At 70.2% G+C, this 11,321-nt stretch carries 10 protein-coding genes; 3 read left to right on the top strand and 7 right to left on the bottom strand.

The window, feature by feature from the left end; all coding sequences use genetic code 11:
* Nucleotides 1-251: hypothetical protein (locus tag AC1DVT_RS13305; RefSeq protein ID WP_477389533.1), on the bottom strand; the 251-nt coding region annotated here is incomplete at its 3' end.
* Nucleotides 252-469: 218 nt separating this feature from the next.
* Here AC1DVT_RS13305 and AC1DVT_RS13300 point away from each other — a divergent pair.
* A complete protein-coding gene (locus AC1DVT_RS13300; protein WP_457101053.1) occupies nucleotides 470-1,072 on the top strand; it encodes a PadR family transcriptional regulator in 603 nt (200 codons plus the stop codon).
* 67 nt (nucleotides 1,073-1,139) lie between these two features.
* Entirely contained in the window at nucleotides 1,140-2,882 is a 1,743-nt protein-coding gene (locus tag AC1DVT_RS13295) for a DEAD/DEAH box helicase (RefSeq protein WP_477389532.1), read from the top strand.
* 26 nt (nucleotides 2,883-2,908) lie between these two features.
* Here the strand turns inward: AC1DVT_RS13295 and AC1DVT_RS13290 are convergent, their stop codons facing one another.
* The 6 genes from AC1DVT_RS13290 to mtrA form a co-directional block, all read right to left on the bottom strand.
* On the bottom strand, nucleotides 2,909-4,588 hold the full coding sequence (locus AC1DVT_RS13290; RefSeq protein WP_477389531.1) for a SulP family inorganic anion transporter: 1,680 nt from the start codon (nucleotides 4,586-4,588) through the stop codon (nucleotides 2,909-2,911).
* 111 nt (nucleotides 4,589-4,699) lie between these two features.
* Nucleotides 4,700-5,356: a ribosome hibernation-promoting factor, HPF/YfiA family gene (hpf, locus tag AC1DVT_RS13285; RefSeq protein ID WP_457101050.1), complete on the bottom strand. Its 657-nt coding sequence runs from the start codon at nucleotides 5,354-5,356 to the stop codon at nucleotides 4,700-4,702.
* Between the two features lie 66 nt (nucleotides 5,357-5,422).
* Nucleotides 5,423-6,139 (bottom strand): ComF family protein, encoded by a 717-nt coding sequence (locus AC1DVT_RS13280; protein WP_477389530.1) that lies wholly within the window; start codon nucleotides 6,137-6,139, stop codon nucleotides 5,423-5,425.
* 99 nt (nucleotides 6,140-6,238) lie between these two features.
* Nucleotides 6,239-7,918, bottom strand: coding sequence for an LpqB family beta-propeller domain-containing protein (locus tag AC1DVT_RS13275; RefSeq protein ID WP_477389529.1), 1,680 nt, complete (start codon nucleotides 7,916-7,918; stop codon nucleotides 6,239-6,241).
* On the bottom strand, nucleotides 7,915-9,603 hold the full coding sequence (mtrB, locus tag AC1DVT_RS13270) for an MtrAB system histidine kinase MtrB (RefSeq protein WP_457101047.1): 1,689 nt from the start codon (nucleotides 9,601-9,603) through the stop codon (nucleotides 7,915-7,917). The genes AC1DVT_RS13275 and mtrB overlap by 4 nt, the downstream gene beginning before the upstream one ends.
* 7 nt (nucleotides 9,604-9,610) lie before the next feature.
* Entirely contained in the window at nucleotides 9,611-10,291 is a 681-nt protein-coding gene (gene mtrA, locus AC1DVT_RS13265) for an MtrAB system response regulator MtrA (RefSeq protein ID WP_457101046.1), read from the bottom strand.
* A 182-nt stretch (nucleotides 10,292-10,473) separates the two neighbouring features.
* Here mtrA and AC1DVT_RS13260 point away from each other — a divergent pair.
* Nucleotides 10,474-11,321, top strand: an 848-nt coding sequence (locus AC1DVT_RS13260) for a DUF7847 domain-containing protein (RefSeq protein ID WP_477389528.1), incomplete at its 3' end; no start/stop codon positions are given.

Below are 11,321 nucleotides of genomic sequence, written 5' to 3'. Positions count from 1 at the left end.
TCGTAGGGGCGCTGACCGAGCGTGCGCTTGGCGGCCTCGCGGACGGCCGCGAACGCCTCCGGCATGAGCTGGTCGAGAGTCGCGCCGGCTTCATAGCGGGCCCGCAGCTCGGCGGTCTCGCCGCGCAGCTCGTCGTCCGTGAGCTGGGTGTACTCGTCTTCGAGGGCACCGACGGCCTTCACGATCTGCTGTAGGCGTCGAAGGATCCGGCCTTCGCCGGCGCGGAGCAGTTTCTCGAGCGGATTGACCACGGAAAGTTCCCATCTATCGGGTCAGCGCGCGGAACTCCGGGGCGACCGGCTTCCGCGCGCAGGCATACCTCCCCATGTTACCTGCCCGTGATCTTGGAGTGGGCTGTGGATGCCGCGGCACCCTGCCCCGGCGACACGCCGGTTGCGGCATCCGATGAATTCGCTTCTCGGTATTCATATACTCGGCAACGAGATCGACTGACCCGAAGAGGAGATCCATGTCCGTGAGGGGAAGTCTGCTCGCGATCCTCGATCAGGGTCCGTGCTACGGCTATCAGCTGCGGGCGGAGTTCGACCGCCGCACCGGTTCGGTGTGGCCCCTCAACGTGGGGCAGATCTACAACACCCTCGAACGACTCGAGCGCGAGGGCCTCGTCGCGAAGAGCGAGATCGACGACGAGGGTCACGTCTACTGGGAGATCACGGATGCCGGGCGCGCGGGCGCGCGCGATTGGCTGACCGCGCCCTTGGATCGGCCGCAGGGCGGGCGTGATGAGCTCGCGGTGAAGATCGCACTCGCGGCGACCCTCCCAGGCGCCGACGTCGCGGCGGTCATCCAGACGGAACGGCTCGCTGCGCTCGCGCGGCTCGAGCGCCTCACCGATGCCAGGACCCCACGAGGGCCGCACGACCACCGGGAGGAGTTCGCGCGGGCGCTCGTCGTCGACGCGATGATCTCCCGAGCCGAGGCGGAGATGCGCTGGCTCGACCGGACCGAGGACCGCCTCGCGGGGCACCAGCACCACACCATGGCGCTCGGTCTCTCGACGGCGCGGCCCAAGCGCGGACGGCCCGCCAAACTCGGCACTACGGCGGCGTGACGCACTCGCGGGCAGCCTCTGGGCGTCGGATCCTGTCGGAGACCCACTGCGCGGACTAGCCTGAAGCGTGCCCACATCCGATGACCACGTCGAGTCCGAGGCTCCCGCCGAGCCCGAAACGACCACATTCCGCGACCTCGGCCTGGGCGAGTCGGTGCTCAAGGCATTGAGCGACGTCGGCTACGAGACGCCCTCCGCCATCCAGGCGGCGACGATCCCGACCCTCCTCGCCGGCCGCGATGTCGTCGGCCTCGCACAGACCGGAACGGGCAAGACGGCCGCCTTCGCCCTGCCGATCCTCGACCGGCTCGATCTCGCGCAGAAGACCCCGCAGGCCCTCGTCCTCGCCCCGACGCGCGAGCTCGCCCTGCAGGTCTGCGAAGCGTTCGAGAAGTACGCGGGGCATGTCCGCGGCGTCCACATCCTGCCCGTCTACGGCGGCCAGGGCTACGGCGTGCAGCTCTCGGCGCTTCGCCGAGGCGTGCACATCGTGGTGGGAACGCCCGGCCGCATCATGGACCACCTCGACAAGGGCACGCTCGATCTGTCGGAGCTGAGATTCCTCGTGCTCGACGAGGCCGACGAGATGCTGAAGATGGGGTTCGCCGAGGACGTCGAGACGATCCTCAAGGACACTCCGGCGACCAAGCAGGTCGCCCTCTTCTCTGCCACGATGCCCTCGACGATCCGGCGCATGTCGAAGCAGTACCTGAACGACCCCGAAGAGATCACGGTCAAGACGAAGACCACGACCTCGGCGACGACCACCCAGCGCTATCTGATCGTGTCCTACCAGCAGAAGATCGACGCCCTGACTCGGATCCTGGAGACGGAGAACTTCGAGGGCATGATCGTGTTCGCGCGCACCAAGAGCGCGACCGAGGAGATCGCCGAGAAGCTGCGGGCGCGAGGGTACTCCGCGGCGGCGATCAACGGCGACGTCGCCCAGCCCGTGCGCGAGAGGACCGTCAACCAACTCAAGTCGGGCAAGCTCGACATCCTCGTCGCCACCGACGTCGCCGCCCGCGGCCTCGACGTCGAGCGCATCTCGCACGTGGTCAACTTCGACATCTCGACCGACACCGAGTCGTACGTGCACCGGATCGGGCGCACCGGTCGCGCAGGCCGCTCGGGAGACGCGATCAGCTTCGTGACACCGCGCGAGCGCAACCTCGTGTCATCGATCGAGCGGGCGACGCGCCAGCCGATCACCCAGATGCAGCTGCCGAGCGTCGACGACGTCAACATCACCCGCCTGACCCGGTTCGATGACCGCATCAGCGCGGCGCTGGCCCAGACCGACCGCATCGACGGATTCCGCGACGTCATCGCACACTACGTGCGCAACCACGACGTGCCCGAGGTCGATGTCGCCGCCGCACTCGCGGTGGTCGCGCAGGGCGAGTCTCCGCTGCTGCTCGAGCCCGAGCCCGAGCAGCAGCGCCGAGGGTTCGACGACCRCGCAGACCGGGGAGACCGCCCCGGCCGATTCGATCGCGACGACCGTGGCGACCGCGGCGAACGTCGGCAGCGACCGAGCAACGGCCGCCTGGCGACGTATCGGATCGCGGTCGGCAAGCGTCACCGCGTCGAGCCCCGTCAGATCGTCGGCGCCCTCGCCAACGAAGGCGGCCTCAGCCGCGGCGACTTCGGTGCCATCCAGATCCGCCCGGACTTCTCGCTCGTCGAACTGCCGGCGAACCTGCCGCCCGAGACGTTCGCGCGCCTGGCGGAGACCCGGATCTCCGGCAAGCTCATCGAGATCCGCCCCGACACCGGAGGCCCCCGCCGCACGCACGGCGACCGCTAACGCGAGCAGGTGGCTTCCGCGCGGCGCTACGTGCGCGGGAAAGCTGCGACCGCGGCGCTGAGATCGTCGAAGACGCGGTCTGCGGGGATGCGCGACTCGATGTCGTAGCGGCGCAGCGTCTCCAGCAGCACCTCGTCGGGCCGGGCAAGGATCAGGGTCACTCCGCGCGAGTCGAGGAAGTCCATGATCCCGGACATCACCTGGCCGGCCGAGTAGTCGATGTCGCTGATGCCGGCGCAGTCGAGGATGACCCAGCGGACCTTGTCCGGCGCCCCGTCCACCACTGCCTGGACGTCGTCGGCGAATCGGCTCGCGTTCGCGAAGAAGAGGTCGGCCTCGTAGCGGAACACGACGAGCCCCGGCTCGCTCTGCTGGCCGGGCTTGGCGGGGTTGTAGGCATAGCCGCCGTTGCTGCCGGTGCCGAGCACGAAGTCGCGAGCCCGGTACTGCCGCGCGATCACGTCGAGCAGCGACAGGGCGAGCGCGAGGAAGATGCCCGCGGTCACACCCACGAGGAACACCGTGAGCGCGGTGACGATGGCGATGCCGAACTCGATGGGCCGGCGGCGCAGGATGCGGCGCAGGCCCTTCACGTCGATGAGGTCGATGCCGATCAGGAACACGATCCCGCCGAGGACGGCCTTAGGCAGGTCGGTGAGCAGGTTCGTCAGGAACAGCAGCACGACCAGCGTGACGAGCACCACGGTGAGGTTGGCGATCTGCGAGCGGCCCTTCTGCTCGTCGAGGATCTGCGTCTTGGTCGGTGAGCCGTTCACGACGAAGGTGCCGCTCAGGCCCGCCGCGAGGTTCGCCGCGGCCAGTCCGACGATGTCGCGATTCACATCGACGCGGTCGCCGTGCTTCATCGCGAAGCTCCGGGAGGTCGCGGCGCTCTGCGCGATGATCAGGACGAAGCACGCGAACGCCGTCGACGCGACCGCAGGCACATCACCCCAGGTGATGCCGACGGGAAGGCCGATCGGCGGGAGTCCGCCCTGGATCGCCCCGACGACGTCCACCCCGTAGGACGACGCGTCGGTGATGGTCGCGACCGCGAGCAGTCCGACCACGGCGATGATGGGCCCTGGCACCTTGGGCAGGAACAGCTTGAAGCCGAGGATGATCGCGATCGTCCCGGCCCCGTAGGCGAAGGTCGGCCAGGACACCTCACCCAGCGAGGTCATCCACGCCCACTGCTGCTGGAACCAGTTGCCGCTTCCCTTCGGAATCCCGAGGATGTCCGGAATCTGCCCGGTGGCGACCTGGATCCCGACGCCGGTCAGGAAGCCGATCAGCACCGAGGCCGAGAGGAAGTCGCCGAGGAAGCCGAGCCGCAGCACCCGCGCGAGCACCAGCAGCACGGCGCACAGCAGCGCCGCCAGCCCGCAGAGCGCGACCCACTTCGCGGAGCCCGGCTGCAGCCCTCCGATCCCTGCCGCGAGCAGGCCAGCGGACAGGATCGCCGCGGTCGCCGAGTCCCCACCGACGACCAGCAGCTTCGAGGAGCCGAGCAGCGCGAAGGCCGCGAGCGGGAACAGGATCGTGTACAGCCCGGTCACGATGGGTGTCTGCGAGATCGACGTGTAGCCCATCACCTCGGGGATGGCCACGGCGGCGAGGATCACTCCGGCGAGGATGTCCGGCCCCAGCCAGCTGCGCTGATATCCGCGGAGCGACACCGGAACGATCCACTTCGGAGCTGGCATGCAGCGTCCTCCCCCTGTTTCGGGTGATTCTGACGTGCCGCGGCATATCGCCGCAAGTGCATACGACGAAGCGGATGCCTCGAGCCGAGGCATCCGCTTCGTGTCGTCAGGTCAGGACGCGAGCTCTGACGCCGCTTGGGCCGTCAGTGCGATCACCCCGTAGTCCCAGCCCTTGCGTCGGTAGACGACGCTCGGATGATCGCTGCGCGCATCGATGAACAGGAAGAAGTCATGGCCGACCAGCTCCATACGGTCGACGGCCTCTTCGACGGTCATCCACTCCGCATCGAAGCTCTTCTGACGGATGACGACCGGGGTGTAGTCCGCCTCGTCCTCGGGCCCGGTGATGACCGGAATCTCGCCGGTCGCCACGGCGCGGAGCCTTTCGACGGACACCGGCTGCACGTCGATGCCCAGGAGGGCGCCGGTCTCCTTCTCGTACTTCGCGCCCCGCGGGTGATTGCGCGAATCGACCCGCTTGTCCTTCGCTCGACGCAGCTGCTCGCACAGCTTGTCGACCGCGAGGTCGAGCGCCGCGAACTTGTCGGCGTCGGTCGCCTCGGCGCGGACGATCGGGCCCTTCCCGGTGAGGGTGAGCTCCACGGTGTCGTCTTCCATGCGTCCGTTGTGGTACGCCCGGTGCGTCACCTTGATGTCGACTCGCTGCGCGCGAGGAGCAAGGTGCTCTATCCGGAGGGTTTTCTCTTCGACAACCGATCGGAAGCGGTCGGTGATACCCACTCCCACGCCGACGATGCTCGATTCCATCCTTGACCTCCTTGTTCCGGTCCGCCCGGTCAAGGGCGGACCGTCAGTCGCCTTGTCCTCCCCACGCTATCTCCGCGTCACCGGGAAGTCACCTATGACTTTCGAATGTGTCGCGCCGGTGACCATTCGGGGCGTCGCGGCGATCGTCGCCGCCCCGACGACGTCCCATCCAGCAGCGCGCAACGCGCGTGCCGCCTCGTCGAGCGTCGCACCGGTGGTGACGACGTCGTCGATGACGACGACGCGCCGGATGCCGGCATCCGGCGCACTCGTCCGCGCCGCGAGCGACGCGGCCACGTTCGCCTGCCGCTGGCCGCGGTCGAGGCCGCGCTGGTCAGCGGTGCGGCGGGTGGGCGCGAGCACAGACCTGCCGGTGAGCCCGGCGCGGCGCGCGACGAGCTCGGGAACCCGGAACCCTCGACGCCGCATGGCCGCGCGCGAGGTGGGGATCGGCACGACGAGGGCTCGATCGCGGCCGGCAGCCGCGGTGGAAGCGGCGCGCAGCGCAGGGGCAAGTGCCCGGGCGAGCCCGGTGCGGCCGTCCTCCTTGAGAGAGCGGATGACGCGTGCCGCCGTCCCCTCGAAGGTCAGCCCACTCCACACCGCCAGTCCGGAGGGGAGCAGGCGCCGGGTCGGGGCCGGCTCCAGCGCGCGGCTGCACGCATCGCACAGCACGACGTCGGGCTCGTCGCAGCCGGCGCAGTCGACCGGAAAGAGGAGCGTGAGGGCATCCGCGAGCGCACGGCGGACGGACGCGGGCACGACGACGGGAGGAGACTGCATCGGGCCAGCCTGAACGGCCAGCGGCTGGTTCGCGCCCGCATCGACCCGACGGTTCGCTCTCGCCCCGCCTCGTGCCGTGGGGAGGAGAGGACGCCGCTGTCAGCGGGACAGGCCCTGCTGGGTCGCCAGCACCAGGATCCCCTCCGCCGTCTGAGTCCAGTTCGACCCGCGCTGGACATAGAGGGCGCCCTCGGCGGCGCGCAGCCGCACCGTGGTCGCCTGGTTCGCCCCGGCGATCTGCGTGACGCCCTCCGGCGCGAGCGTCGTGGCGGTGGGTCCGCCGACGACGAGATCGACGACCGCCGGCACGTCGCCGCTGCGGGTGAGCACCCCGACCGAGATGTCGTCCAGCCAGGCGAGCGCCGCCCCAGGTCCCGGCAGCTGCGTGAGCAGGAGCGGCTGTTCGCCGAGGCCCGACGGCACACCGTCGGAGTTGCGGATCACTCCGGCGATCCACAGTGCCGGTCGTCCGCCGCTGGTCACGACCGCGGCGAGCCGAGTCCCGTCGCGGGACAGCGACATGGCGGCGATCTGCGTCGCGTCGGGCCAGGCGCCCGTCATGTCGATCCGCTCCCCACTGCCGCTGAACGCGGCGAGCCCTGCCGGCGCGTCACGGGGGGCGCTCCAGGTGTAGCCCCACGGGTCCACAGTGGGGTCCACGAGGCCCGCACGGGTGTCGAAGACGGCGACCTCCCCGTCCGCCGACACCCGGGCCACCGTCCCGTCGACCAGGCGCACGCCGGCGAAGTCGCCGTCCGGTGCCACTTGGATGGCCGCGGGCACGACCGTGGCCATCGTGGCCGACAGCCCGTCGAGCGGCTCCAGCTGGTCACCGGAGAGGAAGCCGAAGCCGTCGGCGGTGTCCACCAGGGGCAGGGTGCTCACCCGGGTCGAGCGGGTCTTGACGGGCTCGATCTCGAGCGGGGTCGACGACACCGAGATCTCCACGCTCGATACGTTCGCCGATGCCAGGCTCGCATCGAGCTGCGTCTGCATCCGCGACAGCGTGTCCGGCGTCGCAGCGAGCGCGCTGTCATCGAGCTCGACGTGCGCGACGCCGTCCACGACCGGCACCGACGGCCGCGCGAGCGAGACGTCTTGGAACGCCGTGAAGACGGATGCCGCCAGCCACGGGCTCGGCCCGCCCTGGATGAGCGCGTCGGCGATGTGGGTCGCCGCGTTCACGGCGGGGAACCACCGGACGTCCGGCACGAGGAACTCCCACGTCGGGTCGAAGTACATGAGCGAGTAGCGATGGAACACGGACGCGAACTGGTCCCGATCCAGGACGATGCCGTCCCGGGCCTCGGTGATGCGCCATTCGCCGTCTTCCTGCTTCGCCAGCTGGAAGGGGACTTCCGTCGGACCGGCCTCGACCTGGGCGTAGGCGCCGATCGCGTCGGTGGAGGCCACAGCGGTGAGGGTCAGCACGACCTGGTCCTCGGCCGGCGATTCGTAGTCGCGGTCGCTCTCCACGTCGATCGTCACCCCGGCGCTCGGGTCCCAGGTGCTGCTGATCGAGGGGGCGAGATACTCGCGGGCGATCGCCCAGTTGTCGGCCGGGCCGGAGCCGGCCCGGATGAACCCGGTGACGATCTGCTCGGGCGTCGCCCCCGGCTGCGGGCTGTCGGGCCGGAACGAGAAGTCCGGGTTGCCGGCATCCGTCCCTGCCGGGAGTCCCGGGGTCACCGGTCCGCTCGTCGGAAGGCCTGCACACGCCGAGAGCGCGAGCGCCGCCGTCGCCAGGAAGGCGGCCAGGATGCCGCGGCGCCGGGTCATGCCGACCCTCCTCGCCGCGAGGCATCCGTCTCCACCACGATCGGCTGCGTGAGTCCGAGCTCATCGGTCGCGGTCTCGCCCGGGTCGACCGGGATCGGCGACGGCGCGGTGAGCCTCGTTCCCCGTCGAGGCAAGGTGAGCACGAAGTGGGACCCGCGACCGGGCTCCGACCACACGGCCAGCTCGCCGCCGTGCAGCCGCGCGTCGCCGAGCGCGATCGACAGCCCCAGGCCCGTCCCGCCGATCGTGCGGGTGCGCGAAGGGTCCGCGCGCCAGAACCGGTCGAAGACCCGTTCGACGTCCTGGGGCTTCATGCCCATGCCGTAGTCGCGCACGCTCACCGCCACCGCCTGCTGGTCGCTGTCGACCGTGACGACGATCGGCCTGCCCTCGCCGTGCTCGATCGCGTTGCCGAGAAGATTCCGCACGATCCGGCGGACGCGACGGGGGTCCATCTCGACGGGCGAGTAGCCACCAGGGGCGACCAGCCGCACGTCGGTGCCGTGCTGGTGGGCGAGCTGCTCCATCGAGGCGATCTCGCCCTCCGCCAGCTGGGCGAGGCTGGTCGGCTCGAGTTCGAGCTGCACGGATCCGGCGTCGTACCGGCTGATCTCGAGGAGGTCGGTCAGGAGCACCTCGAAGCGCTGGACCTGCGCGTTCAGCAGCTCGGCGGCGCGCGCCGTCGCGGGGTCGAAGTCGGCGCGCTGGTCGTTGATCATGTCTGCCGCGAGCCGGATCGTGGTCAACGGCGTGCGCAGCTCGTGCGAGACATCCGAGACGAAGCGCTGCTGCACGAGCGACAGGTCGGCGAGCTCCTTGATCTGTGATTCGATGCTGTCGGCCATCGCGTTGAACGACCGTCCGAGCGTGGCGAGCTCGTCCTCGCCCCGCACCGGGATGCGCACGGTGAGCTCGCCGGCGGCCAGCCGGGCGCTCGTGTCAGCGGCTTCCGAGATGGGCGTCGTGACCGACCGGAGCACGAACCAGGCGATTCCGCCGATGAGGATGACGAGCCCGATTCCGACGGTCCACAGGGTCACCTGGATGAACCCGAGGGTCTGCTCCGCGCTGCCGAGGTCGTAGGCGAGGTAGAGCTCGTACGGACCGACGTCCGGCACCAGCAGCTGCTGACCGACGACGATCCCGGGCATTGTGCCGCCGAGCGGCGCGGGGAGCGCGACGGACTGCCACCACTGCTGCTCCGCGTCGGCGCGCACAGCCGTCCGCAGGCCMGGCGAGATGAGGTCCTCCTCGAGTCCCCCCGAGGTGAAGTCCTGCGGCGCGATCTGGGACGGCGTGCGGTCGATGCGGAAGGCGGCGATCATGTCGCTCGAGGACTGCTCGGCGAGCGTCGCCTGGACGCTGCGCATGAGGTTCTGCAGCTGCACTCCATCGCCCTGCGCGGCGGCGGAGTCGAGCGACTCCTGCGCGGCTTGCGTGGCGCGGCGCGAGTCGACCAGCACCTGGTCCCGCCGCGAGACGAACAGGTCGTTCTGCACCTGGAGTGCCATCCAGACGCACGCCACGAGCACGGCGAGCGCCGTGAGCCCCAGCGTGACCACCACGATCCGGAACCGCAGCGAGCGCCGCCACAGCCGCGCCAGGTCGTCCGGCCACTCGCGCCACTCCCGCAGCCAGGCGAAAATGCGGCGGGATGCCGAGGCCGGCGCCTCCGCCAGGGTCATGGTGGGCTCAGACCACCGCGCCGGCGCGGTAGCCGACGCCGCGCACCGTCGTGACGATCTTCGGGTTGTCGGGGTCGAGCTCGACCTTCGCACGCAGCCGCTGCACGTGGACGTTCACGAGGCGCGTGTCTGCCTTGTAGTGGTAGCCCCACACCTGCTCGAGCAGCATCTCGCGCGAGAAGACCTGCTGCGGCTTGGAGGCGAGTGCCACGAGGAGCTCGAACTCCAGCGGCGTGAGCGCGATCGCCTCGTCGGCCCGGCGCACCTCGTGCGCCGCGACATCCACGGTGAGGTCACCGATCCGCAGCGCCTCGCCACCGGGCTGGGCGGCCGGGCGGAGCCTCGTGCGGATGCGGGCGACGAGCTCCTTCGGGTTGAACGGCTTGACGATGTAGTCATCGGCGCCCGACTCCAGGCCCTTCACGACATCGGCCGTGTCGGTGCGGGCGGTCAGCATGATGATGGGCACGCCGGACTCGGCGCGCACGCGCGTGCAGATCTCGATGCCGTCCATGCCCGGGAGCATCAGGTCGAGCAGGATCAGGTCGGGGCGCTCGGCGCGCCAGGCGTCGACGGCCTTGCTTCCGTCTGCACAGAAAGCGGTCTCGAACCCCTCCGTGCGCAGCACGATGCCGATCATCTCGGCCAGAGCGGTGTCATCGTCGACCACCAGGATGCGTGAAGTCATCGCGCGGGTTTCGTCCTTCTCTCGCGGCCTCGGGGCGCGTGCAGCGCACACGCCGGTCCGTGACGCTCTCCACAGAGTAATGGACAGTGTCTGAGACCGCGCCGAGCACGCGCGGAGGGGTGTGACACGATAGGGATCGCCCGGCGCGCCGAGAGGACGGCGAGGCCGCGCGAGGAGRCACAGTGACGACCTATCCGGCATGGACGCCCGCATCCCGCCCGGGCATCATCCCGCTGCATCCGCTGTCGTTCGGCACCATCCTCGGGCGCTCGTTCGCCGCCCTCCGGCAGAACCCGAAGGTCCTCCTCGGATTCGCGCTGTGCGTGCAGGCCGTCGCCTACCTGGTCGTTCTCGTCGCGGTCGGCGCCGTGGGATGGGCGTCGTTCTCCCGCTTGGACACCCTCACGCCGGGGAGCGAGGACTACGACGCCGTGATGGCGGGCTCGATCGCGCTGACCGCGATCGCGGGCATCGTGCTGGGCCTCGCCGCGGGGGCACTGGGCGTCATCGTCCAGGGCGTGGTCGTGGCGGAGGTCGCGCACGCCGCCCTCGCCGAGAAGCTGACCCTCGGCGCGCTCTGGCGCCGCGTGAAGCCCGTCGCCTGGCGCCTGCTCGGCTACTCGTTCCTGCTCGTGCTCGCGACGCTGGCCCTGGTCGCCGTGGGCGGCGTCGTCATCTTCGCGACCGGTACTGTCGCGCCGCCCGCCGCGATCGCGCTCTTCCTGCTGCTCGGGCTCGGCGCGGTGCCCCTCACCCTCTGGCTGACCGTGAAGCTGCTGCTCGCGCCCTCGGCGATCATCCTCGAGCACGCGACGATCGGCGGCGCGATCGGACGATCGTGGCGACTCACCCGCGGACGGTTCTGGCCGGCCCTCGGCATCGTCGTCATCGTCTCGCTGATCTTCGGCGCGATCGCGCAGGTCGTCGGTCTGCCGTTCCAGCTGATCACCACGGGACTGACGACGATCATCGCGCCCACCGGCGACCCCGGACCGACCGACGTCATCGGCCTGATCGTGTCCCTCCTGCT

This window comes from Microbacterium sp. P2_F9 (genome assembly GCF_056403635.1).
This window is presented reverse-complemented; position numbering and strand designations above follow the sequence as displayed.

Excerpts from the sequence above, each read along its gene's own strand:
- AC1DVT_RS13300 (WP_457101053.1), top strand. The coding sequence starts at position 470 with ATGTCCGTGAGGGGAAGTCTGCTCGCGATCCTCGATCAGGGTCCGTGC.
- AC1DVT_RS13290 (WP_477389531.1), bottom strand. The coding sequence starts at position 4,588 with ATGCCAGCTCCGAAGTGGATCGTTCCGGTGTCGCTCCGCGGATATCAG.
- hpf (WP_457101050.1), bottom strand. The coding sequence starts at position 5,356 with ATGGAATCGAGCATCGTCGGCGTGGGAGTGGGTATCACCGACCGCTTC.
- AC1DVT_RS13280 (WP_477389530.1), bottom strand. The coding sequence starts at position 6,139 with ATGCAGTCTCCTCCCGTCGTCGTGCCCGCGTCCGTCCGCCGTGCGCTC.
- AC1DVT_RS13275 (WP_477389529.1), bottom strand. The coding sequence starts at position 7,918 with ATGACCCGGCGCCGCGGCATCCTGGCCGCCTTCCTGGCGACGGCGGCG.
- mtrA (WP_457101046.1), bottom strand. The coding sequence starts at position 10,291 with ATGACTTCACGCATCCTGGTGGTCGACGATGACACCGCTCTGGCCGAG.